This window comes from Terrimonas pollutisoli (genome assembly GCF_029360765.1).
In the GTDB taxonomy this organism is placed as follows: Bacteria; Bacteroidota; Bacteroidia; order Chitinophagales; family Chitinophagaceae; genus Terrimonas_B; species Terrimonas_B pollutisoli.
This window is the reverse complement of sequence record NZ_JARKNA010000012.1, coordinates 39,567-66,244: the sequence shown is the minus strand read 5'-3', so window position 1 is coordinate 66,244 and position 26,678 is coordinate 39,567. Positions and strand designations below refer to the sequence as shown.

24 protein-coding genes are annotated in these 26,678 nt (G+C 41.3%); 21 read left to right on the top strand and 3 right to left on the bottom strand.

Annotated features, from left to right (window positions below; genetic code table 11):
- Window positions 1–57 precede the first annotated feature (57 nt).
- Window positions 58–5,010 carry a T9SS type B sorting domain-containing protein gene (locus tag P2W73_RS17625; RefSeq protein ID WP_276503404.1) on the bottom strand — a complete coding sequence of 1,651 codons (4,953 nt, stop codon included), beginning with the start codon at window positions 5,008–5,010 and terminating at the stop codon, window positions 58–60.
- A 327-nt stretch (window positions 5,011–5,337) separates the two neighbouring features.
- Between P2W73_RS17625 and P2W73_RS17620 the strand changes: the two genes are divergently transcribed.
- The 12 genes from P2W73_RS17620 (at window position 5,338) to P2W73_RS17565 (ending at window position 14,876) form a co-directional block, all read left to right on the top strand.
- Entirely contained in the window at window positions 5,338–5,733 is a 396-nt protein-coding gene (locus P2W73_RS17620; protein WP_276503403.1) for a VOC family protein, read from the top strand.
- A gap of 3 nt (window positions 5,734–5,736) precedes the next feature.
- Window positions 5,737–6,357, top strand: a complete 621-nt coding sequence (locus P2W73_RS17615; RefSeq protein WP_276503402.1) for a GNAT family N-acetyltransferase — start codon at window positions 5,737–5,739, stop codon at window positions 6,355–6,357.
- 73 nt (window positions 6,358–6,430) lie between these two features.
- On the top strand, window positions 6,431–7,411 hold the full coding sequence (locus P2W73_RS17610; protein ID WP_276503401.1) for a 3-keto-disaccharide hydrolase: 981 nt from the start codon (window positions 6,431–6,433) through the stop codon (window positions 7,409–7,411).
- A gap of 215 nt (window positions 7,412–7,626) precedes the next feature.
- A complete protein-coding gene (locus P2W73_RS17605) occupies window positions 7,627–8,130 on the top strand; it encodes a hypothetical protein (RefSeq protein ID WP_276503400.1) in 504 nt (167 codons plus the stop codon).
- Complete coding sequence (locus tag P2W73_RS17600) at window positions 8,099–8,884, top strand: hypothetical protein (RefSeq protein ID WP_276503399.1); 786 nt, start codon at window positions 8,099–8,101, stop codon at window positions 8,882–8,884. Before P2W73_RS17605 ends, P2W73_RS17600 begins: the two co-directional genes overlap by 32 nt.
- A gap of 109 nt (window positions 8,885–8,993) precedes the next feature.
- Entirely contained in the window at window positions 8,994–9,638 is a 645-nt protein-coding gene (locus P2W73_RS17595; protein WP_276503398.1) for a hypothetical protein, read from the top strand.
- Between the two features lie 218 nt (window positions 9,639–9,856).
- Window positions 9,857–10,459 carry a hypothetical protein gene (locus P2W73_RS17590; RefSeq protein ID WP_276503397.1) on the top strand — a complete coding sequence of 201 codons (603 nt, stop codon included), beginning with the start codon at window positions 9,857–9,859 and terminating at the stop codon, window positions 10,457–10,459.
- Window positions 10,460–10,512: 53 nt separating this feature from the next.
- Window positions 10,513–10,929 carry an NAD(+)--rifampin ADP-ribosyltransferase gene (gene arr, locus P2W73_RS17585; RefSeq protein ID WP_439145494.1) on the top strand — a complete coding sequence of 139 codons (417 nt, stop codon included), beginning with the start codon at window positions 10,513–10,515 and terminating at the stop codon, window positions 10,927–10,929.
- 270 nt (window positions 10,930–11,199) lie between these two features.
- A complete protein-coding gene (locus tag P2W73_RS17580) occupies window positions 11,200–11,844 on the top strand; it encodes a hypothetical protein (protein WP_276503395.1) in 645 nt (214 codons plus the stop codon).
- A 121-nt stretch (window positions 11,845–11,965) separates the two neighbouring features.
- On the top strand, window positions 11,966–12,397 hold the full coding sequence (locus P2W73_RS17575) for a VOC family protein (RefSeq protein WP_276503394.1): 432 nt from the start codon (window positions 11,966–11,968) through the stop codon (window positions 12,395–12,397).
- 507 nt (window positions 12,398–12,904) lie between these two features.
- Window positions 12,905–14,233, top strand: coding sequence for a serine hydrolase (locus P2W73_RS17570; protein WP_276503393.1), 1,329 nt, complete (start codon window positions 12,905–12,907; stop codon window positions 14,231–14,233).
- Window positions 14,234–14,396: 163 nt separating this feature from the next.
- Entirely contained in the window at window positions 14,397–14,876 is a 480-nt protein-coding gene (locus tag P2W73_RS17565; protein ID WP_276503392.1) for a hypothetical protein, read from the top strand.
- A 51-nt stretch (window positions 14,877–14,927) separates the two neighbouring features.
- On the opposite strand, the gene P2W73_RS17560 is transcribed toward P2W73_RS17565, so the two are convergent.
- A complete protein-coding gene (locus tag P2W73_RS17560; RefSeq protein ID WP_276503391.1) occupies window positions 14,928–15,152 on the bottom strand; it encodes a DUF2905 domain-containing protein in 225 nt (74 codons plus the stop codon).
- Window positions 15,153–15,213: 61 nt separating this feature from the next.
- On the opposite strand from P2W73_RS17560, the gene P2W73_RS17555 reads away from it, so the two are divergent.
- The 4 genes from P2W73_RS17555 (at window position 15,214) to P2W73_RS17540 (ending at window position 18,310) form a co-directional block, all read left to right on the top strand.
- The gene (locus P2W73_RS17555) at window positions 15,214–15,900 is read left to right on the top strand and encodes an alpha/beta fold hydrolase (protein ID WP_276503390.1); all 687 of its coding nucleotides are present in this window, start codon (window positions 15,214–15,216) and stop codon (window positions 15,898–15,900) included.
- A gap of 240 nt (window positions 15,901–16,140) precedes the next feature.
- Complete coding sequence (locus P2W73_RS17550; protein WP_276503389.1) at window positions 16,141–16,575, top strand: acetyltransferase; 435 nt, start codon at window positions 16,141–16,143, stop codon at window positions 16,573–16,575.
- Window positions 16,576–16,626: 51 nt separating this feature from the next.
- Window positions 16,627–17,250 (top strand): endonuclease III domain-containing protein, encoded by a 624-nt coding sequence (locus P2W73_RS17545; protein WP_276503388.1) that lies wholly within the window; start codon window positions 16,627–16,629, stop codon window positions 17,248–17,250.
- A gap of 88 nt (window positions 17,251–17,338) precedes the next feature.
- Window positions 17,339–18,310 carry a ligand-gated ion channel gene (locus P2W73_RS17540; RefSeq protein ID WP_276503387.1) on the top strand — a complete coding sequence of 324 codons (972 nt, stop codon included), beginning with the start codon at window positions 17,339–17,341 and terminating at the stop codon, window positions 18,308–18,310.
- 286 nt (window positions 18,311–18,596) lie between these two features.
- On the opposite strand, the gene P2W73_RS17535 is transcribed toward P2W73_RS17540, so the two are convergent.
- Window positions 18,597–21,257 (bottom strand): DUF5916 domain-containing protein, encoded by a 2,661-nt coding sequence (locus tag P2W73_RS17535; RefSeq protein ID WP_276503386.1) that lies wholly within the window; start codon window positions 21,255–21,257, stop codon window positions 18,597–18,599.
- A gap of 567 nt (window positions 21,258–21,824) precedes the next feature.
- Here P2W73_RS17535 and P2W73_RS17530 point away from each other — a divergent pair.
- The 5 genes from P2W73_RS17530 (at window position 21,825) to P2W73_RS17510 (ending at window position 26,678) form a co-directional block, all read left to right on the top strand.
- The gene (locus P2W73_RS17530) at window positions 21,825–22,619 is read left to right on the top strand and encodes a HipA family kinase (RefSeq protein ID WP_276503385.1); all 795 of its coding nucleotides are present in this window, start codon (window positions 21,825–21,827) and stop codon (window positions 22,617–22,619) included.
- Window positions 22,597–22,983 (top strand): DUF3037 domain-containing protein, encoded by a 387-nt coding sequence (locus P2W73_RS17525; protein ID WP_276503384.1) that lies wholly within the window; start codon window positions 22,597–22,599, stop codon window positions 22,981–22,983. The genes P2W73_RS17530 and P2W73_RS17525 overlap by 23 nt, the downstream gene beginning before the upstream one ends.
- Before the next feature lie 43 nt (window positions 22,984–23,026).
- Entirely contained in the window at window positions 23,027–24,403 is a 1,377-nt protein-coding gene (locus P2W73_RS17520) for a serine hydrolase domain-containing protein (protein WP_276503383.1), read from the top strand.
- 70 nt (window positions 24,404–24,473) lie between these two features.
- Window positions 24,474–25,628: a DUF6370 family protein gene (locus P2W73_RS17515; protein WP_276503382.1), complete on the top strand. Its 1,155-nt coding sequence runs from the start codon at window positions 24,474–24,476 to the stop codon at window positions 25,626–25,628.
- Window positions 25,629–25,691: 63 nt separating this feature from the next.
- Window positions 25,692–26,678 (top strand): ABC transporter ATP-binding protein, encoded by a 987-nt coding sequence (locus P2W73_RS17510; protein WP_276503381.1) that lies wholly within the window; start codon window positions 25,692–25,694, stop codon window positions 26,676–26,678.

Genomic DNA, 26,678 nt, shown 5'->3' with positions numbered 1-26,678 from the left:
TAGTTAAAATTTTTGTTGCCAATGATCTCTATATTTATTTATGATTGTCTTCAATGATTAACGCATTAACGTAATGGATCCCTTCAGTTTCACCGTCCGGCCATCAGCCAGGGTTGCTTGCAGCACATAGACATAAACGCCTACTGGTTGGGGCTTTCCACGATAGGTGCCATCCCATCCTGTAGTACGGCTGTTGATCACCATTACCTGCTCTCCCCATTGATTAAAAATCCGCATATCCAGTTTGTCGATATAGTTTCCATATACGTATAGCAAATCATTCTTTCCATCCCTATTAGGAGTGAATACATTGGGGACAAACACATCTTTGTCGAGAGGCTTAACAGTGATGTGGTAAGTTTGGTCCGTACCCGCACAACCATTGATCACCGGTGTAACAGTAATTGTTGACGTCACCGGATCATTGCTCCTGTTAATAGCGGTGAAGGCTGGAATATTTCCGTTACCTGAAGCCGCAAGACCAATCGATGAGTTGGAATTGATCCATTTATACGTGACATCCGCAGGTGTTCCCACCAGGTTGTTCACGGGTAAAAGATTTCCATCATTGACGGTAGTATCATTCATTACACTTACTGTCGGTACCGGGTTAACCGTTACCGTGAATGTAGTGTTGGCCGTAGCGCATTGTCCCGCTGCCGGAGTGAATTTATAAACACCTGATGATTGGTTGCTGACAACAGCAGGGCTCCATGTACCGGTAATGCCATTGGTGGACACAGTTGGCAAAACAGGCGCTGTTGCTCCGTTACAAATAGTTTGTGAAGTGCCGAAACTAAACGTTGGCGTGAGAATTGGTTTTACAGTAACCGTAAACGTCACTTTGTTGATACATTGCTCCGGTGTTGCGTCGGGTATGAACACATAGGTTCCTGAAGCCTGGTTGTTGATGACGGCAGGGTTCCATGTTCCATTGATGCCATTGTCTGATAGGGAAGGCAGGGTGGGCACAGAACTGCCATTGCAAATGGTCAAAGAAGAACCAAGACTGAATAGCGGCGTTGTACTTGGCGTAACGGTTAATGTGAACGTCGTAGTCACAGCGCACTGACCAGCATCGGGAGTAAAGGTATAAGTACCCGAAGTTTGGTTATCAGCCGTTGCGGGGCTCCATGTACCAGTGATTCCATTGGAAGATGTTGCAGGCAGTGAAGGTGAAGTGCTGCCGGAACAAATTGTTTGTGCTGTGCCGATATCAAAAATTGGTGTGACAATAGGATTGACAGTTACCACGAATGTTGTTGTCAATGCACATTGACCTGCATCAGGGGTGAATGTGTAGGTACCAGATGTTTGATTATCGACTGCTGCCGGGTTCCATGTACCATTAATACCGTTGGATGAAGCCGCAGGTAATGTTGGCACTATTCCATTTTCACAAATGGTCAATGTTGTACCAAAACCAAATGTCGGTGTAATGTTTGGTGTAACTGTCACCGTGAATGTTGTTGGTAATGCGCACTGACCTGCCGAGGGTGTAAAGGTATAAGTAGCTGAAGCTTGATTGCTTGCCGTTGCAGGATTCCAAATTCCGGTTATTCCGTTATCTGATGTTCCAGGCAATGCCGGCACGGTTCCGTTTTCACAAATAGTGAGTGTTGTGCCAAAACCAAATATCGGTGTGACGTTCGGTGTTACCGTAACAGTAAATGTTGTTGGCAATGCACATTGACCCGCATCAGGTGTGAATGTGTAAGTACCAGATGCTTGATTATCGACTGTTGCCGGGCTCCATGTACCGGTGATTCCATTGGAGGAATTAGTGGGTAATGCTGGTGCGGTTGCATTTTCGCAAATAGTCAATGCTGTTCCAAAACTAAATATGGGAGTGATATTGGGATTGACAGTTACCGTAAATGTTGCCGGTAATGCGCATTGACCCGCATCGGGAGTGAATGTGTAAGTACCAGATGTTTGATTATCGACTGTTGCAGGATTCCATGTACCTGTGATTCCATTAGATGAAGCAGTGGGTAATGTTGGTACTGTACCATTTTCACAAATAGTTAATGCTGTTCCGAAAGCAAATGATGGTGTAATGTTTGGCGTAACAGTCACCGTGAACGTTGTTGGCACTGCACATTGACCCGCTGAAGGAGTAAATGTGTAAGTGGCTGAAGCCTGGTTGCTCACTGTTGCTGGATTCCATGTTCCGGTAAGTCCATTATCTGATGTTCCCGGTAATACCGGCACTGTTCCGTTTTCACAAATAGTGAGTGTTGTACCAAAACCAAATGTCGGTGTGATGTTAGGATTAACAGTTACCGCAAACGTTGTTGTCAATGCACATTGACCCGCTGACGGCGTGAATGTGTAAATGCCAGATGCTTGATTATCGACTGTTGCCGGGCTCCATGTACCAGTGATTCCATTGGTGGAATTTGCAGGTAGTGTTGGCACCGGTTCATTTTCACAAATGGTTAATGCTGTTCCAAAACTAAATGTGGGAGTAATATTAGGATTGACCGTTACCGTAAATGTTGTTGGCAGTGCACATTGACCCGCATCGGGTGTGAATGTATAAGTGCCAGATGCTTGATTATCGACTGTTGTAGGATTCCATGTGCCATTGATACCGTTGGATGAAGAAGCAGGTAATGTCGGCACGGTTCCATTTTCGCAAATGGTTAATGTTGTTCCGAAAACAAACGATGGTGTAATGTTTGGCGTAACCGTCACTGTGAATGTTGTTGGCAATGCACATTGACCGGCTGAAGGTGTAAACGTATAAGTGCCCGAAGCTTGATTGCTAACAGTCACTGGGTTCCATATTCCGCTAATTCCGTTGTCCGATGTACCGGGTAATGTTGGCACTGTTCCATTTTCACAAATAGTCAAGGTTGTTCCAAAACTAAATGTTGGTGTGACATTCGGTGTTACTGTTACATCGAATGTAGTTGGCAACGCACATTGGCCTGCATCAGGAGTGAATGTGTAAGTACCTGATGTTTGATTATCGACCGTTGCAGGACTCCATGTACCGGTGATTCCATTGGTGGAATTTGCAGGTAGTGTTGGCACCGGTTCATTTTCACAAATGGTTAATGCTGTTCCAAAACTAAATGTGGGAGTAATATTAGGATTGACCGTTACCGTAAATGTTGTTGGTAGTGCGCACTGACCGGCATCGGGAGTAAATGTATAAGTAGCTGAAGCTTGATTGCTCACTGTTGCCGGGTTCCACGTTCCATTGATTCCATTGGAAGAAGAAGTAGGCAGTGTTGGCACTGTTCCATTTTCACAGATGGTCAATGTTGTTCCAAAACCAAATGCTGGTGTGATGTTGGGCGTGACCGTCACCGTGAATGTTGTTGGCAATGCACATTGACCGGCTGAAGGTGTAAACGTATAAGTAGCCGAAGCCTGGTTGCTAACCGTCGCTGGGTTCCATATTCCGCTAATTCCGTTGTCCGATGTACCGGGTAATGTTGGCACTGTTCCATTTTCACAAATAGTCAAGGTTGTTCCAAAAGCAAATGTCGGTGTGACGTTCGGCGTTACTGTTACATCGAATGTAGCTGGTAATGCACATTGACCTGCATCGGGAGTGAATGTGTAGGTACCAGATGTTTGATTGCTCACTGTTGCAGGACTCCATGTACCAGTGATTCCATTAGATGAAGAAGTAGGAAGTGTTGGCACCGGTTCATTTGCACAAATAGTCAAAGCTGTTCCAAAACTAAATGTGGGAGTAATATTAGGATTGACCGTTACAGTAAAAGTTGTTGAATTGGCACATTGACCCGCATTGGGGGTAAATGTATATACACCGGAGTTTTGATTATCTACTATAGAAGGATTCCAAGTTCCGGGTATTCCATTGTTGGAGGTCGCCGGTAATGTGGGTATGGTACCGTCAGCGCAAATAGTAAGCGCAGTGCCAAAATTAAATGTCGGCGTTGTCTTCTGAATCACCGTCACATTCATTGTCGTTTGAATACCGCACTGGCCAGGGGCAGGAGTAAAAGTATAGCTGCCGGAAGCCTGGTTATTTATTACCGCCGGGTTCCAGGTACCACTTATCCCGTTATTGGAAGTCGTTGGTAATGCGGGAGGCGTTGAACCGGCGCAAAAAGCAGCAACTTTTGTAAACGTGGGTGTAAACACCGGGTTTGACAAGATGATGCCGGTAAAAAGTTCAGTAGTGCATCCGTTGATCTGCAATTGGAAATTGGCATACACCCCCGCATTCAATCCACTCAGTACAACCTGTCCACTGCCATTGGCCACGATATTAACAGGCCCCACATTCACGCCATCATCTGTATAGCTCACGCCATAGGTTGCACCTGCCGAAAGTCCGCTGATCGTAATTAAACCTTCCGTTCCATTACAGGTAACAGGATTGTTACTCGCCAGTGTTGGTGACTGAATAGAAAAAAAGGCGCTATAGTTAGCACCTCCATTATTTAAGACAATCGTCTCATCACAGCCTGTAGTTGAAGTTGACAAGCCGGTAATTGAATAGTAAACTTCGAGCACATAATTGCCGGGAGCGAATGTTGTAAGATCGACCGGCGAATAAGGTGTTGTTGTTCCATCAGGGATCACCCGGTTCCATTGCTGTTCACCTGCCACGCAAGTTCCACCGCCAGGATAGGTGCCGCCCGGCATGTTGCAATCACTTAACAACGGAAGATCGATGATCGTAAAAGTCCCGGGTGCTGTGCTTTGCGGGTAAATGCGGTAATGCAACCGGGCATCACACACATTAGCAACCGCATCTTTAAACGTTCTCAATTCAGCACCACGCAGGATCAGCGTACCGGAGTTTTGTGTATGAACGCCAAAATTGGTATTGGAAAAACTGTTCGCTACGGGGCCGATAATATCTGAACCGCTACCTGATGTATTAAAGAAATTCGATTGGTTACAATCGCTCAGCCAAACAGCCGAAGCTTTTGTCCCGAAAGTTTGACCCTGGCCGCAGAAATAAAAAAGTGCAGAAAACAGGATGGATAATCCTAAGCGAGTGGTTCGTGGTGACATAGATATTGGCAGTTAGTGAAAACACCTATTATTAAAATCAGATCCGGTTCGTGGATCTTTAAGCCTGTACAAAATACCCAGGCAGCGATTAAAACAATGGTTGCTTTACACAACGGTCATCGAATTATAATATTGTTGGCAACGAAATAATAATTTACGAAAACAGATAAAACCCTTACCTGGCTTTATATAGCGCAAAAATCAACTATGACAACGAATAAGATACGCCGTTGCTCAATATCGGTCGTTAATTCATTTGATGCATAACTATCGTAATGATCCGGGAAACCTACGAACAGCTATCACACTTTCTACGATATTTGTTATATGGAAAAGCCAAAAGCTGTTTTTAAAAGAGCATGGGGCTACCAGGGAGATGCTTTAAACATGCCCGTTGTTAATATTGAAATAGCCATTCCTTATTACGAAAAATTGTTTGGTCTTCATCTTGAATCTACGAGTGATGAACCGGTGCGGTCAGCTATCCTGCAGCGGGATGATATCAGGATAGGCTTTGCAGAAAATGGCGGTGATGCTTCACAGGACGGTTGTTTCTTTGAAGTGGACAATGTAGAAAATGCATTTGCCGAATTAAAAGCAAATGGATTGGATAGGGAAGAAGCAGGATATGATATTCAGAAGTATGGGGAAACAAACTGGAAATTATTCTTTGTGGTCGCTCCCGACGGTCTTTGCTATTCTTTGGGTGAACGACAAATCTGAAGCATGAAGAGTTTTATGATCCCATTGATACGGTGGGTAAAAAACTTTCAACGTCCTTCCAAAAATAAAAATCTCAGCACGTTGAAAAAAAGGGGAGAGGATACCTCTTCTTTTCAACTGCGGGAAGCGACAATAGATGATGTCTCTGCACTTGTTGATCTGCATGTCGTCACCTGGAATGCTACCTATCCCGGTTTCAGAAATCCGCCCAGCCATGCTATCCGCGACTATCAATGGCGAAAAGCTTTTACAGAAAAAAACAAAGATTGGTTCTGCCTCGTACTTGAAAACTCATCAAAGGAATTAATAGGTTTTGTTCAGGCTAACCGATATGGCGATGAATCGTCGGCATTCAAAGGACAACTAAATAAAATCTATCTTCTCTGGTCATATCATCGTCTTGGATTAGGACAAAAAATGGTGTGTGCTGTTGCGCGGCGTTTTATAGATTCAGGAATCAATTCAATGTTGTTGTTTAGCGAACCTGATAACCCCTCCATTTATTTTTATGAAGCGCTGGGAGCTGAAAGATTGTTGGATGAAAAAGGAAATTTTCATGGTGGATACGGCTGGCGTGATCTTACGAAACTTGACAATGCTTGCTTAGATTTTCCAACCCGATAGTTTGCTTTAATAGAATTAAACAGGTAAACGAACTTATCATTTTCCCTATTTGATTCTTTAGTACATTTAGCCAATGAAAACAAAATACTTTAACAACGTGCTTTTGCCATCCCGTAAGTTATTTGTTACGGCTGTTTTATTTCTTTTTGTCATCTCATCGGGTAATGCTAAGATTATTGCTCCTGGCAATGCTGGTGATCCTTCTATTGAGGGTAGATGGGACATGACGATATATGATAATGGAAAACAACATCCTTCATGGCTTGAAGTGATGCATTCAGGTCACAAACGATTGATTGGCCAATATGTTGGAATCTCCGGCAGTGCAAGGCCGATTTCCATTATTCATTTTACCGATGGAAAATTGAGCTTCAGCTTACCACCGCAATGGGAAGAGGAAGACAATGACTTAAAGTTTGAAGGAACTTTACAAGCCGATAGCCTGGCAGGTACCATGGTAGCTGCTAATGGAAAAACGTATAACTGGTCGGCACGCAGGGCGCCATCGCTGCGCAGGGTAAAAGCACCTGTTTGGGGAGCGCCAATCAAATTGTTCAATGGCAGTTCTATGAGTGGTTGGCATGCGATGGGTGAGAACCAGTGGAAAGTGGAATCAGGTTTATTGAGAAGTCCTAAGTCAGGATCGAACCTGGTAACGGATAAAAAATTTACCGACTTCAAATTGCATATCGAGTTTCGTTATCCGAAAGGCAGCAATAGTGGTGTCTATCTCCGCGGCCGTTACGAAGTGCAGATAGCTGACAGCAAAGGAATGGGAACGCTGAAAGATCAATTGGGCGCAGTATATGGCTTCATCACACCCACCGAAATGGTGGCGAAAGAACCGGGAGAATGGCAGTCTTACGATATCACATTAATTGGAAGAATGATCACCGTTGTTGCCAATGGTAAAACGATCATCTGTAACCAGGAAATACCGGGTATCACCGGCGGCGCACTGGATAGCAAAGAAGGGGAGCCAGGTCCATTGTATATCCAGGGTGATCATGGTCCGATCGATTACCGGAATATTATTATTACGCCTGCGAAATAAGATAGCAGTAGCCAAAATAGAAACGGGCGGATAAGCAAAAGTTTATCCGACCGTTTCTGTATAGGTTTTATTGGCGCAATAACAATCAAATTTGCGAAGATTAAAATTTGAAAATCAACTGCTTTTTCGAAAATGCGATTTGAGTGCCATAAATTTATGCGTTGGCTGCAATTTTATCGTAACACCCCAAATAGACTGGTAGACATATGAACACAATGAAACCAAAAGAGTTTATTGACACAGTTCTCATAAATGAAGTGGGGGCTATTCATTTACAATATCCATACATATCTTTTGCCATGATGGCTATTGGAATTGAATTTCTTGGCAAATGCATAAACAACTATGAAAATTGGAACGAAAGAGGACACTCAAAAGAAGATTTTGAACTAGCAATAAATTCGCTAAACTCATTTGACAAATACAGACCATTACTTACTAGCCATAATCTTTGGACAAGTTTAAGAAATGGTTTTTTACATTCATTTGTACCAAAGAATACTTTGACCTTATCAAGCAAAGATGAAACAGCACATTTAGTTGCCGTCACACCGACAAAAATAAATTTGCGATGCGAAGATTTATATAAAGACTTTAAGGGTGCTTGTCAAGAAGTAATTGCTATGACTAGTTTTCAAAGTAACAAAATGAGTTTACCATTACTTGAGCTTCCAGACATGCAAAATAATGTTTCAACTTCTGGAACGACAATGCAATAGAAAAGCAACAGGCAACATGGATTTAAAATCAAAACTCTATAAGCAGTTTGATGAGGAGGGAATTAAGGGAAAAAGACGTTCCATAGTTAGACTCTTAATGGAACCAGGCGAAACATTAGAAACAGAAGAGTTTTCGGACGTTTTTTTACCTTCGACAGACTACTACAATTTAAGTCAAGATATTTTAGAAGAACTCATAATAAACTACATCTACGACACTACCTCGTTTGAACTTACGTCGGTTCAGGACCTAAAGAAGCTAAAAAATATTAACGGAGTTCCCTTTATCCTTGAACTAAATAGCGACAACCCAGATCAGACAACTTATACATTAGCTAAACGACTTGTTCACGGTTCCGTGACAATCAAGAGCTCAAAAATTATTTCCTTAGGAAATATCGAGGAAATCGATGGTGATTTGGCTTTGATTGGATCATCAATTCAATCCCTTGGAAAACTAAGAAAGGTGACTGGTTCTTTATGGGTTGCTCAATTTCACCCATTTACCAATTTAGAAGATCTAGCGAATTTAGAGTATGTTGGCAAAGATCTCTATCTTAAAAGTTCTCCAATAAAAACCCTGTCTAACCTATCTAAAGTCGGCAGGACGTTGAACCTTAGAAACACTTCCATCGAATCGTTAGGTAAGCTTGCTTATGTTGGACACTGCATTTACCTACCTAAATCTCGTAAAGAATTTTTCGATTTGACTGGAATTCACATTAACGGTAAAGTTAGATACTACCAGAAATAAAAGCTGCACCCAACAACGGCGTAAAAAATCCATGCTGCTTTTTGCGAAAATGCGATTTGAGTGCCATAAATTTATGCGTTGGCTGTAATTAAAAACCACTATAATTAAAATGAGCTTTTTCAAAAAAATTTTCGGCAAGTCTGACAAACAGACTCAGGAAGTAGGACAAGAGATTTTATCCGCAAATACTTCAAACAAACTTATTGACAATAGCCTGTTTCCAATCATAAAAGTTGGGCAATCACCAGCTAAAAAATTTGTGACAGCTGACGGTCAAGAAATTGAACTTCCAGACGCATCTCTTCCAGTGATGAAGCAAATTGGTAATTCCGGCTTGTCAATTATTATTGGAGTTGATAAAGGAGGACACTTTGAGTGGCTTCAAAATAAACACTTAGAAAGTTCTTTGGATGAAACTATTAATAAAGCATATCGAAACTTACTTTCAAAAGGCGACTTGTCTATCGGTCAAATTCAAGAAAAAGGATTGGAAGATTCAAAGGTCGAAATACTTTTAAACCCAAACGGACTTGCTTCAAGCTATATTATGGTGGACCAAGTTTGGGACAAAATTTTTGCTTTTTGCAATTCAACTGATATAACATTTATAATTCCAAATCAAGACAAGTTTTTATTCTGTTCATCAACAGACCTGGAAGCGACAATCTTTCTTGAAGCAATGAGTTTGATGATGTCAAGTCAACAACCTAAAGCACTTTCAAATAATGTTTTTATTAAGCGACACGTGGCTTAATAGCATTACGATCTTAAGTAAGCCAACAACGAGGTTTTTTACGCCGTTGTTAGTGTTTGTGTTTTGAATACATACTGCTGTAGGCGACACACACCAACAACTGAATTCAAGAAGGACTTTGAATCGTAATGAAAATGTTCTTAGCCCGGTTGTTGGTGTATAGAACTAAATTTAAAAATGTACATAAGCCGAACACGCCATTATAAACGACTTCCTACATGGATTGGGACTGGGACACAATAGAGCCAATATTAGTTGATCAAATAAAACGCAAGCCAACTTTTATTTCAGGATTCCATGAAATAAAAAACTTATTGGCCAATCAGTCTTTAGCAGAACTGTTCGAAAATGTTGACGAAGAGCGATTACAGGCAGAGTTTAGTGATTGGGTAAATAAAATCTTTACAAAACGATTTCCAAAAGAAGTTAAATCCCTCTACTTTGGTCTCTTTTCAATGGTTGAGGCTGACAACAACTCAGATGACGAAATTACAACAGTTTATTTTTGCGGGTCTACTTCGACACCCCGAGACGATGACGACTGGGCTTGCTGGACTGACAATACATATCTGCCAGAGAACAAATATTTAGTTCTTACTGATTTTACGATCCTCGATCAAAACATTAATTTAAACTCACATATCGAGGGTGATTTGAATGTTTTAATTTTTCATGGCTTGCTAAACCTATTAATTATAAATTCACTTGAGCAAGCAAATAATTCATTAACCGCGACTCATAAATCACTATACCTTGGGTCGGGATACGATGGAGGAGATATACTCATTTTGGGTAAATTAACTAAAACAGGACTTGTATAGACATTCACAAACATATAACGACAATGAAAACAAACAGGAGTGAGGACAAGTCAATAGAGTCTACCTACGACCTGAGTTCACAGAGGTTCTATCATGGCACTAAGGCTAATCTGAAGCAGGGAGACCTGATTGAACCCGGCTTTAATTCAAACTACGGTGAGAGGAAAAAGGCGTCCTATATCTATCTAACCGCTACCCTGGATGCTGCTATTTGGGGAGCTGAACTTGCCTTGGGCGAAGGACCTGGCAGAATTTATATAGTTGAGCCGACAGGCCCGATTGAAGATGATCCCAATTTGACGGACAAGAAGTACCCTGGAAATCCAACAAAGTCATACCGTTCCCGGCATCCGCTTCGGGTCTCTGGTGAGGTCACAGATTGGCAAGGACACTCCCCGGAACAACTTAAGGCCATGAAAGAGCATCTTGATCGACTTAAGCAACTTGGTATTGAGGCAATCGAGGATTGAGCAAAATAAATTTGACACTTCAAATACTTAAAACAACGAACCGCTAACAACATATACGTCGTTGATTCGTGACACACCCAACAATGCCGTAAAATATTACTGGGTATTTATTCTTTTTACGCCATTGTTGGTGTTTCTGTTTTGAATAACTTACTACTGTAGTCGACATACACCAACAACTGAATTGAAGAAGGCCTCTGATAATAATGAAGTGCTCATAGTTCAGTTGTTGGTGCATAGAACTAAATTTGAAAAATCAGCGGCATTAGTTTGACAAAGACCACAATTAAACCACAAAACATTTGGGTGCTTACACCATTATTCGGGGCACTACTTTTTATATGTTTGTATTTTGCTGCGACCCTTTTTTATCCTGGCGGTTCACAGGTTGACAAAAAATCGGAAGGTTTTAGTTGGACAAATAATTATTGGTGCAACTTGCTCAATGAAAATGCAATTGATGGGCGACACAACGCAGCAAAACCAATAGCAATGGCAGCAATGTTTGTTCTATGTTTGACACTTGCAATTTTTTGGTACATATTTCCTAAACATGCTGACTTAAAAAAAAGTGTGCAAATTACTATTCAAATTTCTGGTGCACTAGCAATGACAGTAGGAATGTTTCTTTTTACAGACCTCCACGACACAATTGTAAATATTGCAAGCCTATTCGGTATTGTTGCAACTGTTGGGACTTTTATTGGGCTTCGCAAACTAAAGTGGCCAAAACTTTTTTGGTTAGGCATTTTTAACTTGGCACTTGTTGCCCTAAACAACATATTATATTATGGTGGCGGACTAAAATTATACTTGCCAGTAGTTCAAAAAATAACTTTCCTTTTTTTTCTGCTTTGGATTTGCTTTATAACTATAAATCTATATCGCAGACAAATAAAAAATAACCTTGTGTGACATATCTCTGTAGTCCGGGCTGAACGAATAAGTCTCAGCTGTATAACTTAACTTCAACTTTAGTAATTCTATTGAGCTTTTATTCCGGGCAAATCTTTTCCCACGCATAAATTCCTATACTATGCACACAGAAAAAAAGCAATCCGGCGAAATTGAAATAAGAGGCATGGCTCCCTACCTGCAAGTCTATGATATGCCAACGGCCATATCATTTTACCGGGATAAACTGGGATTTGAAGTTGCCATGCAATCACAACCAGCGGAGGGAGATGATTGCGATTGGGTCTTATTGCGATTACAGGGCATAGAGCTGATGTTAAACACTATCTATGAAAAACCTGACCGGCCCGCTGTTCCTGATCCGGTGCGAAAGATCGGCCACAGCGATGTTGCCCTTTATTTTGGCTGCCCGGATATAGACAGCTTATATACACATTTTCTTTCAAAGGGATTGGAAATAAATAAGCCCTCCATAACAGGTTATGGTTTTAAAGCCATTCATTTTACCGACCCGGATGGATATGGGCTTTGTTTTCACTGGCCCGCTGAATAGGCTGAAGAATCGCTTCGCAATTTTTGAGTTAATTCTTAATTTGCGGTGCTGGCTGCAATTGTAATTATTTCAAAAACCTTATTTCGCTTTCCCTATCTGCTGCTGCAAGCAAATCTATTACCTTAGTAGAAAATAATTCATCGGAGTCCTTTACCTTATTACCTTATTTGGGCCGGCCGCTCTCAAAGAAGCGTAAGATTTTTTTGGTAAAATTTTATAAACTCCTTGTATTCTTCGTCCGCGAAACTTTTATTTGACAATAAGGTAATAAGGTTAAATCATTGATTCAATTTCTTTTCTACTAAGGTTTGGGTAAAGATCAAAATTGAAGCTGTGTTAATTTTTTTTCCAGCAACGGCTATCCAAAACGAATACCAGCACCCCAAATTAAGAATTAGACAACTTTTGTTCTTAAAAAGATTTGGATATAGGTGTAACTTATATTGCTTCCGGGTGGTCAAAGTATTTGACTCTTATATGGTTCATTTTATAATAAAAAATAAAACAATGAAACATTTGCTTTTTGCTTTTTCCTGTTTTGTTATCAGCGCCTGTTCGGGTCAGGGCGATAAGCTTGAAGAACTGCTGAATACATATGCCGGTCAGGATAAGTTCAATGGCTCTGCTTTGATCGTTCATAAGGGGAAGATATTGCTCGATAAAGGTTATGGGTTTCGCAATGCGGGTGATAAGATAAAGAATGACAAGAACAGCATTTTCCAGATTGGCTCTATTACCAAACAGTTCACTGCAACTATATTGTTAAAACTACAGGAAGAAAAAAAACTGAATACAACAGATAAACTCAGTAAATATTTTCCTGCTTATCCCAATGGCGACAGTATTACCCTGGAACACTTACTTACACATACATCCGGCATCTACAGCTACACCGACGACCGGACTTTTATGTCAAACGAAGTAGCCAAACCTTCCAACCGTGAAAAAATGATGGCCCTGTTTAAGGACAAACCGCTCCAGTTTTCACCGGGATCAGAATGGCAATACTCCAACTCTGCTTATATGCTTTTGGGTTATATAATTGAAGACGTAACCAAAATGCCTTACGAACGGGCTGTACGAAAATATATTTTTAATCCGTTGCATATGGATCACAGCGGGTTCGATTTTACTCACCTGGCCGATAAAGAAAAAGCAATTGGTTATTTCCGGCTGACAGATGATACGAATATTCCTGCACCGATAGTAGATTCTTCGGTTTCATATGCTGCCGGCGCTATTTATTCCACTACCGGCGACCTGTACAAATGGCACCTGTCCCTACAGGCTAACACCATTATGTCAAAATCATCGAAACAAAAAGCATATACAGCGGTAAAAAATAATTATGGTTATGGATGGGTGACCGACAGCAGTGCTGGTAAAAGAACAATTGGACATGGTGGCGGTATCCATGGTTTTAACAGCAACATGATCAGCATACCCGAGGATAATACCTGCATCATTTTACTGGCCAATGTTTCTAGCCCGCATTTGGATAAGATCACTAAGAGCATATTGGCGATTCTTTATGATAAGCCTTATGAGCTGCCAAAAGAAAAAAAGTCCATCAGCCTGCCACCTGACGTGCTGAAGCAATACATTGGCGTTTATGATTTATCTCCACAACTCATCATTACAGTAAGCTTTGAAAATGGCAAACTGATCGGCAAACCCGAAGGACAGGAAGCACTGCAACTGCACCCAGAAAAAGAAGACCAGTTTTTTCTAAAAGAAGTGGAAGCCCGGATAAATTTCTACCGCAATGAAAAGAAAGAAGTAGTGGCTATGAGCATTTTACAAAATGGTAAGGAAACAAAAGGCAATAAGCGATGATTTAAAGTATAAAGGTCATAGAAAACTTTTACGCCCGTTTCTGTATAGGTTGTATTGGTGCAACAATAATCAAATCCGACGAAGATTAAAATTTTGAAATCAATACAGATTCTTTCGAAAATGCGATTTGAGTGCCATAAATTTATGCGTTAGCCACAATTTTATGAGACATACCATTCAAATTGAAAATCAGACTTTGGACTTCTCTTTTAATGAGAATGCGAACTGTTGGCACGCTGTGGCTTTAATTGACAATGTGAAAATTGAGATAGAGATAAACTTTGAATTTCATAGACAAAGCAGTATTGACTGGCAGCACTTCGCTGATTTTTTTAAATTTATTTGTGTAAAAAATCGCTTACAAGAACTTGCTCATTGCGGAATTCCGTTAATATCGGAAGTTGGTAAGACCTTTTTTAGAAGAGGTTTCAAAGAAATAAAAGATTGGAAAATGATATTTAAAAACTCAATCTTTTACAACGGAAAGGTTGACGAATACAACCAAAGTGACAAGTATTCATTTTCTATTTTGTATGATTATTTGCTAGAAAAAGATGGCAGAATTGACGGAGACACATACGGGCTTTATATTGTTGACCTAGAAAATTTACAAATTGTTGGGGCACGAAGAAATCAATGTTAGGAGTAAGGAAAGTTGGATAAAAAAATATGGCTAACAAAACTATGTTAAAAATTATAAGAATCGTTTGACCACCTGGATGATCAGTGTAAAAATTAAGCTGAAAATAATCATTGTTGTAATGGGAAAGTAGAATTTGAAATTGGCTTTTTCAATCCGGATATCGCCGGGTAATCTGCCTATCCATTGCAGTTTATCTGAAAAAAAATAAATGATCACACCAGCCAAGACGACTAATATGCCGGCGATGATCACCCATTTCCCGGTTTCGCTGTTCATGACGCAAAATTAAGTTTTTCAATTTCTCCGATGCATTGAAATAAGGATGCTAATTTTATGGATGCAACATCTTTTACTGCTTCACGGCGCCATCGGTGCCAAAGACCAGCTGCAATCATTGGCTGATGAATTATCTGATTATTATATTATTCACACGTTAAACTTCAGCGGGCACGGTGGCGAACCTTTTCATGCAAGCGATTTTTCCATTCCCGTTTTTGCCGGTGATGTCGTTACCTACCTTAAAGAAAATAACATTCGCCAAACGAATATTTTCGGTTACAGCATGGGCGGCTATGTAGCTTTATACCTCGTCAGGCATTCGCCAATACTGGTTAACCGGGTCATTACATTGGCAACTAAATTTCAGTGGAACCCCGGCATCGCCACAAAAGAAGCGGCCATGCTAAATGCTGATACTATCGAAGAAAAAGTTCCTGCATTTGCTGAGCAATTGCAACAACGTCATTATCCCAACGACTGGAAAATCGTTTTACAAAAGACAAAACAGTTATTGGTTCAGCTGGGGGATAAGAATGATTTGCAGCTAAACGATTATCAAACTATTTTAACTCCCAGCTTGCTGTTGTTGGGCGATAAAGATAAAATGGTAACACCAGAAGAAACAGCGCAGGTGGAACAGGCCTTACCAAATGGCAAATTTCAGTTGCTTGAAAATACGCCGCATCCCCTGGAAAAAGTCGATGTAAAAATGTTAGGCAATATTATTCACCAGTTTTTAGGATAAATAACGTGAATTTTGGATTTTTTTTAATGAGAATGAATGCTATAATTGTCCCGCTAGGGATCCCGATAGTCATCGGGATGGGTAGTTATTGCCAGGTTTGCACCAAGCGTCCCGATAGGGACGCATCGTGCTTGTTCACATTGAGTTTTACCCACGAATCATCCGCCGCGGCGGATGTTAGAACACCCAAAACTCACGTTAAATAAGATTATTGCGATCTGAAAATATTATGTTAGAAACATGATAAGAAAGGCTGACAATATTCTTTATAGTTCGATTATCGAAATCTGGGAGCTTTCTGTTCGGGCAACGCATCATTTTTTACCGGAAGATTATTTACAGACAATCAAAAAAATGCTGCCTGATATTTTACCGCAGGTAGATATCTTTATTTACCAGGATAAAAAGGCCCGCATAAAAGGATTTTTGGGAGTTGCGGATCAAAAAATCGAAATGCTGTTTATCCATCCCGGGAGCAGGGGAGAAGGAATTGGCAAGGCACTCACTGACTTTGCAATACATGAGTTACATGCCAATACGGTGGATGTAAATGAACAAAATGAACAGGCAATCGGTTTTTACAAACATCTCGGTTTCGTCGAAACAGGGAGAAGTGAAACTGACGGGATGGGCAAGCCATTTCCATTAATTCACATGAAACTTGTTGGTGAGTAAAGGTCTTTTCAATTGCTGTTTTATTGTAGATTTAGTACTAAAAATCAAATCATGGCTAAGATAGACTGGTCCGAGGCAATTAAACCCCTCCTCAAAAAATACAAAGACAAACAACATCCGCTTGAATATAAAAGCATTTATCAACTGGTGGTGATGGTCGTTTTGTCGGCCCAGGATTCTGATAAAAACATCAATCATATTGCCCCAAAATTATTCGAAGCATTTCCGGATATGAAAGCCTTATCAAGGGCTACGGAGGAGTTGCTGTTCCCATATATTAGTAAGGTCAGGAACTTCGGTAATAAAGCCAAGTGGCTGATCGGGATAGCACAACAAATAAAAGAAGATAAAAATATTCCGCTCACACACGATGAACTCACCCAGTTAAAAGGCATCGGCAGTAAATCGGCCAATGTTATTTTGCGGGAAGCTGGCAAACCTGCCGAAGGAGTGATCGTTGACCTGCATGTGGTGCGGGTGGCGCCGAGGCTGGGCATTGCCCACGGAACAGATCCGAAAAAAATAGAAAAACAAATTAAAGAAATACTCCCGCAGAAGCAGTGGGATGCGGGCATGGCCATGTCATTTCTCGGCAGGGAGATCTGCCGCCCCCAACCTAAGTGTGAAATATGTTTAATGAATACTGTCTGTGAATATTATAAAAATAACCGGTAGATCATCAGTGTCTTCACGATATTGTTAACTTCTTGTTTTTTATTTTTATCGTCCAGTTTTCTATCTTTCAGCAGATAAACCGAATATGATGTTCAAAAAAATCCTTTGTCCTTTCGTTTTACTCCTCGTTGCATTATTATCTGGCAATGGCTCACATGCAGAAGACAGTAAGCCGGATACCGTAAGCGTCGGCATCTATATCACCAGCATTCACAATATTGATTTTAAGGATAAAGAGTACACCATCAATTTTTGGTTGTGGTTAAAGTACAGGAACAAGGACTTCGATTTTTTTAATAATCTCGAAGTCCCGCAGGCGAAAACGGTGGAAAAATCTTTTTCACTGATCGATACCACAGGCGAAAAAGTATACATGCAGATGAAATTGCAGTGTGTGATGAAAGACAACTGGCGCATCGCTAATTTTCCCTTTGATGAACAAAAACTGCGATTATCCATCGAGAATTCGCAATTTGACTCGAGGTACCTGGTGTTTGTGCCGGATACAGTTGGCAACCATTTCGATCCCCGGTTTACCCTTCGTGGATGGACGATCGATAGCTGTATTATCTCAACGGGTGTTAAAGCATATGAAACCGCCTTTGGCGATGAAAGTTTTGCAAAACCGCATACAGAATATAGTTCGTATCGTGTAAGGTTAAGCATCGACAGGGATGCCAGCGGCCTTTTCTGGAAGGTATTCCTTGGTATGTATATAGCTTTCCTGATCGCTTATATCTGTTTCTTTATTCACACCGATGGCATTGATTCCCGTTTCGGATTAAGTGTGGGTTCTTTATTTGCCGTGATCGGTAATAAATATATCATTGATTCTTCTTTGCCCGAATCCACTTCTTTCACGTTGGTGGACACCCTGCATGGGCTTACACTGTTCTTTATTTTTTGTGTGATCAGCGCCACAGCCTATTCACTAAAACTCGTTAAAAGAAATCAGCAGGCTAAAGCTCACAAGTTTGACATGATTATGTCCATTGTATTATTGGTCTTGTATCTTTTGGCCAATGCCTGGTTTATATCGCAGGCGAGTAAGGGTGGGTAAGGTTCATTTAGCTGCCAAAAATGTTTTGATGCTCGTATTTCGAAAAAGTCATAGCTGACATGATTTTTTGGGTCTTTCTTCATCCGCCGCGGCGGATGATTCGTGGAGTAAAAGTATCAAAGGAAAATGCATAAGGCGTTCCGAAGGAACGCTTGGTGCTTTTATCTATGAGCTCTTACCCATGATTTGTTCCTCCGGAACAATTTAGTAAACTGATTATTTGTGATGGCAAAATGCACACCATTGCCAGGAACGTCGAATACAAAGTTGCCAAAGAATAAACTATCTATCTCAAAAACCTATACGTCCATTTTATCAAAAATATATTTCGCCCCTGTTCCGCGAAAGCATTGTCAAATAAACTTCTGAATATCGGCGTATCTAGTTCGGCGTAAGCATCAGGGGTATTGCTTTGTGACCATACAAGATATAGTTCTGAACCCGGCTTATATTCCCATCTTGCCACCAGGTTGGACCGAAACTGTACAAAATTGAAATCAGGCTTATCAAAACTATAATCAGTGACGCCATCCCTGTTTTCATCCACCAAATAAGAACCGTTGTCAGTTTTAATCTCGCTGGCGGTAAAGACATGAAACCTGTCATCATAGTGTTTGGCCAAGTGGTCCGTGACAAAAGCAAACCTGTCATACAACGGCCGGGTAATATAAGGCTGTCCATAATATTGTAATGTAAGGTCGGGTGTAATATTATAATTCAACCTTGCTGTGAAGCGAAGCGTTTTTTGTTTTACCTGGCTCACAATAGTACGGGTGCTATTGTTGAAAGTTAAATTAGTAACAAACTGATCCTGCCGGCGCCAGTAGTAAGAATAATCTGCACTGATGCTAAACTTAAATGCATTAGCAGGTTGAACATAAATACCGATACCAGCATTATTGCTTCTTACCGTTTTGGGAAATCCCCAGGCATTAAAAGTGTTTAAATTAACATACACTTTTTTTCGATAGTCAGTAGTCAGGTAAACATTATGGCCAATACCCGGTGGTCGCCGAATAGATGAAGCGCCTCTTAACGCATTGTTTAAAACTTCGTAGGGATTCCAGGTGAAACCGGTGCCCGATTGCCAGTTGTTTTTAAAAGTAGCATGTGAGTTAAAATTAAAAGCTTGGTATAAAAACTGGCCGCCGTAATCCCATCTCGACCAGTGATTGTAATTCAACCGGGCATTGCGAAAGATTGAAAATGGTTTTTGAAAATGAAATCCCGCCCACGTGAAATGATTGATCTCATTGGCTGAATACATAAAGCCAATATCGTTTAACTCCAATCCGGGTGAACGAAAAGTAGCGCCTGTTTCAAATTTAAAAACCTGTCCCAGTTTACCTGATTTACCACCTATCTTTCCAAACCGGATTGTTCCACCCATTCCTGATAATGATGTCCTGCTGCTATCTACAGAAACTTCACTGGCGCCCGGTCGTTGAAAAAGATGCTCAAAGCTTGTCTGTGTGTTTAGGATCGCTTCCTTGGTTCCGGTTACATGACTGAACACGACATTGCCCCGAACATACCAGGTACGGTTTTTCCAATACCGGACAAAATCAAGACCGCCGGAATAGGCACTGCGGTGCAACTGATCACTCAATCCTTTTTCACGGTTAACACCAGTGATAATGCCACCGATGATGGTATTCCCTCCTTTATAATCTTTTTGAATACGTGTCACAAAATAGTTAGTCAGGGGTTCAATCATCTCCCGTCTTCGGGAGCCATTCTTATCTATAGTTGCAAGTTCTCTTTCAGTAATGCTTTCAAGGATACCAATGCTCAATCCTTTTTTTGTTTTGCCGCTGAATTTAGCGGCGCCAAGAATCGTCGTATTAAAAGGTGTTTTCGCATATTCACCGCTATTGAGATTGGGATAACCATGCGGCGAGCTTCCTATTCGCCTGGAATAAAAAAGCAGGTCAGCATCATAATCACCGCCAGCTTCAGAGCCGGTCAACTGGTAATCAAAAATATTCCTGCTCTCGACAAAAAAGGGTCTTCGTTCCTGGAAGAAGTTTTGAAATCCATCGATACGAACTTGTGACGGATCTGCTTCTACCTGGCCAAAATCAGGATTAATAGTAAAGTCGAGAATAAGATCATTCGTCACGGCAAATTTTCCATCCAACCCGCCTGCCAGTTTTGTATCAAACCCTTTTGCAAAAGGATTGCCTGGTTCCTTTTTATATTTATCAGCCTGGGCAATTACATAGGGAGCAATTTCCACCTGCCGGTGCATGGGGATATTATTCAAGCCGTGTAATTCACCAAAAGCACTTACCCATACGCCGGAGTTTTGCGGGATATATTGCCAGGTACTTCTTTCTTCTTTCCGGAATATCCTGCGGGTAACCTGGAAGCCCCATATCTTTTCAGGTTCATTGCCATAGCGCAATTGGCTGAATGGAATTTTCACTTCAGCCGTCCAGCCTTTATCATCGACATGAGTTTTGCCATACCAAATGGGATTCCAGCTTACATCCCAGTTATTTCCATTGTTCGAAACAAACTCATCACCGCGAACACCGGAAACTGATAAGGTGAAAGAAAACGCTGTTCGCAGATCGTGATAGCTATCGATATTAATCTCGACCCAATCGCCGGGAAATTCATCCCGCCGGCTCATTCGCCCGATGATAGAATCGGGAGAGAGGTCATGACAACGATAACCAACGTATAAAAATTTATCATCGTATAATATTTTAAAACTGGTCGGTTGCGATGGAGCTTTTCCTTCATTGGGTTGCCACTGAATAAAATCGCCACCCCATTCAACCGCATCCCAGGCAGCTTCATCGGGAATACCATCGAGATTAATCTCCGCATTCAATCGGTTGGTAAAATATTTCTTCTTTGCAATTGTGGAGTCTCCGGGATTACTGTTAGCAACCAGGAAGAGGAAGCAGGTAGCGATTAGCAGCAGGCAGGTTTTCATTCGCCAATGTTAAGACCTGATGGTATTATGAAATAGCCAAAGTGTAACAGCGGTCATTTTTTCAAGATATGCGGCTGTTTTGTGTTATCAAAAAAAGCTCACTATTGTTCAAATGAGAGGTTTAAAACTGGTTAATTGATATTTTGAGGTGCAGGACCCGGTCTAAATAAATTTAGCTGTCCCGTAAGGCAATGTCATTTAGTTAAGAAAAATATCACCCCTTCGTGGTTTTGATGGCTTTATGGCCGTAATACCTTCTATAATCATATCAGCCTTTCAGGCTTAAATCCCGAAGGGATGCAATGATTATAGAAGATATTTTAAGTTTTTCCAAAAAACTCCGAAAGAGTGACATGAAATTTTCCTGGTAATAAAAAAAGCATTACCTGTTTCTTTCAACCTGCAGATTGTCCCGCTGAGGCAAACAAATGGATCATATTATTCCAGCGCTTCAAAATATTAATTAACCAAGCTCTTCGTTTTTATTCCCAATCCCAAACTTTACAATAATTTAGCCGCTTATATTGATTTGACTTTTGCGCCGCAAATGGGATTGATTTTTTTGACATGAGTGAACAAAAACCGGAGATACGAACAGTACAGGTGATGCGATACGTGACGCCGCTGCGTGAAGGTGGTTCATTGCCCGCTATTGCCGAAGCCGATGATGATTTTTTGTATGTGCTGAAATTTCGAGGCGCAGGGCAGGGGCCTAAAGCGTTGATCGCTGATTTGATCGGAGGTGAAATAGTAAGAGCTGCTGGCTTGAAAGTACCAGAAATTGTTTTTGCCGAATTGGATGAAGCATTTGGCCGCACGGAACCCGATGAAGAAATACAAGACTTACTCAGGGCAAGTGAAGGATTAAATCTCGGCTTGCATTTTTTATCCGGCGCTATAACATATGATCCCGCTGTAAACAAAGTGTCGCCTGAACTGGCATCAAAAATTGTTTGGCTCGATGCCCTGTTGACCAATGTCGATCGCACAGCCCGCAATACGAATATGCTTACCTGGCACAATGAGCTTTGGCTGATCGATCACGGCGCTGCATTATACTTTCATCATTCCTGGCACAATTGGGAAGAACATTCGATGAAGCCTTTTGTACAGGTGAAAGATCATGTGTTGCTACCACTGGCAAATGACATAGATAAAGCTGATGAAGAACTAAAACAAATCATTACCCCCGCGAAAATAAAATTGATTGTAGAATTAATACCGGATGCCTGGTTGCAAAATGAAGAAGAAGGTGATCCGGTGGCAATGCGTGAAGTCTATAAAAAGTTTTTGATCAACAGGATCAATCATTCCGGCATATTTGTAAAAGAAGCTAAGCATGCAAGAGAATCACTTATTTGAATATGCCATCATCCGGGTAGTGCCAATGGTGGAGCGGGAAGAATTTCTGAACGCAGGCGTCATCCTGTATTGCCGGCAGCAAAAGTTTTTGCAAATGAAATTCACCATCGATGAAAAAAGATTGCTGGCTCTTTGTCCCAAAGCAGAACCCGAAGAATTGAGATCCCACCTGGAAGCATTTGAGAGGATCAGTTTGGGTAAACCGGATGCAGGGCCTATTGCTGCTTTGGATATGGCATCCCGCTTTCGCTGGTTGACTGCTAAACGAAGTACGATTGTACAGACATCAGGCGTTCATCCGGGTTTGTGTAAAGATGCCGGTGAAACGCTGGAAAGACTCTACCGGCAATTGGTGTTATGCTGATCTGGTAAAATATACTGAAAGTTTTTACTTATAAACTATCTCCATGGCAAAACGTAAGATTATCAGAAGAACCCTGTTGCTTTTGTTATTGCTGGCGCTAGGATTTGCTTTTTGGTACGGTTGGCAGGCGGCTCCCATCATCAGCGGCTATGGTGCAAAGAATATGGCATCCGCAGTCTTTGTACAGCATCGCCGGCTCGACGATGTTTTAAAAGAAGATCTTGCCGGCTTTCCTTTTTCATTGGGAACTTATACAGTAAATGAAAAAGATTCTTCGGTCACTGGTTCTGTCTGGGGCTTGGGCAAACGAAAAGCTATTTATCGTAAGGGTCTTGGTTGTACGCTCATCAATAACTGCAGCGAAGCCGAAGTAAGGGCTCAGTCTTATTCACTACCGTTGAAGCAAACCAATAGCGATACTGTAGCATGGCCTTATGGCGATAAAATAACAGACAGCGTTTCATCTTCCGTCGATAAAAAGATGCTGGAGCAGGCCATTAACAATGTACTACACGAAACAACAGAAGGCAAACCTGCTTACACAAGGGCCGTATTGGTGGTGTATGACGGTAAAATTGTTGGTGAACAATATGCACCGGGCTTCGATAAAAACACCGTCATGCTGGGCTGGTCAATATCCAAAAGTTTGACGGCCGCTTTGATTGGTATATTGGTAAAACAGGGAAAATTAAATCCTGATGCACCGGCACCCGTTCCGGAATGGAAAGGCACTGACAAAGAAAAAATCACCTTAAAACAGTTGTTGCAGCAAACAGCCGGCCTGGATTTTATAGAAGATTATACTTCGCCCAGTGAAGTGACCAATATGCTGTTTAAAAAAGGCGATATGGCCGCATTTACGGCTAAACTCCCTTTAAAAAATAAGCCCGGAACCGTATTCAATTATTCAAGTGGTAACAGCAATATTTTAAGCCGGATCATCCGGCAAACAATTGGTGAAAAAGATTACTGGTCGTTTCCTTATACAGCCCTTTTTCAAAAGGTGAATATGCATTCGGTATTGCTGGAGCCGGATGCGTCGGGAACCTATATCGGATCTTCTTATAGTTATGCCACAGCAAGAGACTTTGCAAGATTCGGATTGCTGTATTATAACAACGGCTTATGGAATGGTGAACAATTATTGCCTGACAATTGGGTGAGGGAATCCATTCGGCCAGCATCAGCCGATAATAGAAAGCATTATGGTTATCAATTTTGGTTAAATGGTTTTGACAAAGATGATTTGACAAAACGATGGTACCCGGATGTTCCGGCAGATATGTATTTTGCTGATGGTTTCGGTGGTCAGAACGTCTATATCATTCCATCAAAAAAACTGGTAGTGGTAAGACTCGGATTGCACAATATCAATGAAAATAAATTTTTACGGGAAGTGATTGCAGCTATAGATAATTAAAAAATTAATCAACAAGCGGGTACTCCATAAACCGATAACTTTATCTTTATTTCAAAACAACAATCACCCGATGAAACGCTTATTCGGCTCTTTGTTCTTACTGGTAACCTATACATCTTATAGCCAGCTTATTTCTGACTCATTATTGATTGATGGTAATTATCGGACATTTCATTTCAACCAACCAGCAGAGTCCGTAATTAACGGCAATCTCTTTTTTATCATGCACGGTTCTGGCGGCAGTGGCAAACGGATTGCAAGGCAAGCAACCAAACTGGAAGCAATTGCAGCAAAAGAAAACTTGCTGATTGTTTATCCGGAGGGTTATAAGCAGTATTGGAATGAATGCAGAAAGTTTGCTACATCCGATGCGAATAAAGAGAATATTAATGAAGCGGACTTCTTTAAAGGAATGATCCACTATTTCAGGGATAAATATGGTATTAATGAAAACAAAGTTGTTGCAGCCGGTTTTTCCGGCGGTGGCCACATGGCCTATAAATTGGGACTGACCATGCCAGATAAGATCAAAGGCATTGCTGCTATCGTAGCCAATATGCCGGATTCCGCCTCCATGGATTGCACACCCGTTCGCAAAGCTTTACCCGTTCTCATTGTGAATGGAACTAATGATGACACTAATCCATATCAAGGCGGAGAAATGTATGTAAACAATTCCAGCTATGGTGTGGTAAGGAGTACCGACAGCAGTTTCCATTATTGGTCTGCGCTGGCTGGCTATGATGGCGAGGCGATAAAGAAAGTTTTGCCCGATACTGATCCTAAAGATGGTAAGATCATTGAAAGCTATTCTTACCGTGACGCAAACAAACCATCAATAACATTGCTGAAAGTAGTGGGAGGAAAGCATGATTATCCCAATGATATTGACGTGTACTTATATGCGTGGAATTTTTTCAAATCACAGGTTAAAGAAATTGGAATCGGCATTGCCGACCCGTCAAAGAAAATTCAGTCGGTGGAAGCCGCCTGTGGTCAGTGCCGCTTGGGACTGCCGGGAAAAAGTTGTGATTTGGCTGTGCGCATAAATGGAAAATCATATTTCGTGGACGGCACATCCATCGACGATCACGGCGACGCCCATGCCAAAGATGGCTTTTGCGAAGCGGTCCGCAAAGCGGAAGTACAGGGCGAAATAGTTGATAATCGGTTTAAAGCCACTTATTTCAAACTGGCAAACAGTAATGCTGACGAAAAGAAATGAAAGAGTTCCCTTCGCTAACGTTTGTAGCACTTGTCATATTCATGATATGCTTTATTTTGCGGCATGGATTGGTTAACTGTGCGGGGCATTAGTAGACTGGAAAAAGAAAACTACACTGTAAAGAATATACACTTTGCCCAACAACCTTCACAAAGGGTCGCTATCGCTGGCGAAACGGGTTCCGGTAAAACAACGTTTTTAAAAATGATCGCCGGCTTGGTGCAACCAGATGCTGGTGAGATTATTTTCGAAAACAAAAGGGTAGAAGGTCCATTTGAAAAATTATTACCCGGCCATCCCGCTATCGCTTATTTGTCGCAACATTTTGAACTCAGAAATAACTACCGGGTAGAGGAGGAACTGGAGAGCAAGAATAAATTGCCTGAAGAAGAAGCGTACAATCTGTATCGCCTTTGTCGTATTGAACATTTATTGAAGAGAAAAACAGACCAGCTATCCGGTGGCGAAAGACAACGCATTGCTTTGGCCAGAATATTGACTACGTCTCCTAAACTTTTGTTACTGGATGAACCTTTCTCCAATTTAGATGCCGCGCATAAAAGCATTATTAAATCGGTGATCGGTGATTTGGAAGAAAAATTGAAGATTACCTGCATGATGGTGCTGCATGATGCGATGGACATTCTTCCATGGGCTGATACAATTCTGGTGATGCAGGATGGTGAGATCATTCAACAGGGAACACCGGAGCAGATATACTACCAGCCTGTCAACGAATATTGCGCTGGTCTTTTTGGCGAGTATAATTTGATCGATAAAGAAAGTTTAGCCTTTATCGACCCGTTATCTTTTCCTGTGCTCCAGGGTGATTCGATAATTGTTCGGCCTGAACAACTAACCATCTCGCAAAGTAATGATCAACCTGGGAATGGTCTTATAAAAGAGACATTATTCTGGGGCAGTTTTTATACAGTGGATGTAATGCTCGGTAATCAATCCGTAAGAGTGAAAACCAATCACAATCATTTTACCAGGGGCGACAGTGTCAATATCTCATTGATCCTGGCGGCGGCCGATAAAATAAAATAG

Coding starts and splice junctions, on each gene's coding strand:
- P2W73_RS17625 (WP_276503404.1), bottom strand. CDS start 5,010: ATGTCACCACGAACCACTCGCTTAGGATTATCCATCCTGTTTTCTGCA.
- P2W73_RS17620 (WP_276503403.1), top strand. CDS start 5,338: ATGGAAAAGCCAAAAGCTGTTTTTAAAAGAGCATGGGGCTACCAGGGA.
- P2W73_RS17615 (WP_276503402.1), top strand. CDS start 5,737: ATGAAGAGTTTTATGATCCCATTGATACGGTGGGTAAAAAACTTTCAA.
- P2W73_RS17610 (WP_276503401.1), top strand. CDS start 6,431: ATGAAAACAAAATACTTTAACAACGTGCTTTTGCCATCCCGTAAGTTA.
- P2W73_RS17605 (WP_276503400.1), top strand. CDS start 7,627: ATGAAACCAAAAGAGTTTATTGACACAGTTCTCATAAATGAAGTGGGG.
- P2W73_RS17600 (WP_276503399.1), top strand. CDS start 8,099: ATGTTTCAACTTCTGGAACGACAATGCAATAGAAAAGCAACAGGCAAC.
- P2W73_RS17595 (WP_276503398.1), top strand. CDS start 8,994: ATGAGCTTTTTCAAAAAAATTTTCGGCAAGTCTGACAAACAGACTCAG.
- P2W73_RS17590 (WP_276503397.1), top strand. CDS start 9,857: ATGGATTGGGACTGGGACACAATAGAGCCAATATTAGTTGATCAAATA.
- P2W73_RS17575 (WP_276503394.1), top strand. CDS start 11,966: ATGCACACAGAAAAAAAGCAATCCGGCGAAATTGAAATAAGAGGCATG.
- P2W73_RS17570 (WP_276503393.1), top strand. CDS start 12,905: ATGAAACATTTGCTTTTTGCTTTTTCCTGTTTTGTTATCAGCGCCTGT.
- P2W73_RS17565 (WP_276503392.1), top strand. CDS start 14,397: ATGAGACATACCATTCAAATTGAAAATCAGACTTTGGACTTCTCTTTT.
- P2W73_RS17560 (WP_276503391.1), bottom strand. CDS start 15,152: ATGAACAGCGAAACCGGGAAATGGGTGATCATCGCCGGCATATTAGTC.
- P2W73_RS17555 (WP_276503390.1), top strand. CDS start 15,214: ATGCAACATCTTTTACTGCTTCACGGCGCCATCGGTGCCAAAGACCAG.
- P2W73_RS17550 (WP_276503389.1), top strand. CDS start 16,141: ATGATAAGAAAGGCTGACAATATTCTTTATAGTTCGATTATCGAAATC.
- P2W73_RS17545 (WP_276503388.1), top strand. CDS start 16,627: ATGGCTAAGATAGACTGGTCCGAGGCAATTAAACCCCTCCTCAAAAAA.
- P2W73_RS17540 (WP_276503387.1), top strand. CDS start 17,339: ATGTTCAAAAAAATCCTTTGTCCTTTCGTTTTACTCCTCGTTGCATTA.
- P2W73_RS17535 (WP_276503386.1), bottom strand. CDS start 21,257: ATGAAAACCTGCCTGCTGCTAATCGCTACCTGCTTCCTCTTCCTGGTT.
- P2W73_RS17530 (WP_276503385.1), top strand. CDS start 21,825: ATGAGTGAACAAAAACCGGAGATACGAACAGTACAGGTGATGCGATAC.
- P2W73_RS17525 (WP_276503384.1), top strand. CDS start 22,597: ATGCAAGAGAATCACTTATTTGAATATGCCATCATCCGGGTAGTGCCA.
- P2W73_RS17520 (WP_276503383.1), top strand. CDS start 23,027: ATGGCAAAACGTAAGATTATCAGAAGAACCCTGTTGCTTTTGTTATTG.
- P2W73_RS17515 (WP_276503382.1), top strand. CDS start 24,474: ATGAAACGCTTATTCGGCTCTTTGTTCTTACTGGTAACCTATACATCT.
- P2W73_RS17510 (WP_276503381.1), top strand. CDS start 25,692: ATGGATTGGTTAACTGTGCGGGGCATTAGTAGACTGGAAAAAGAAAAC.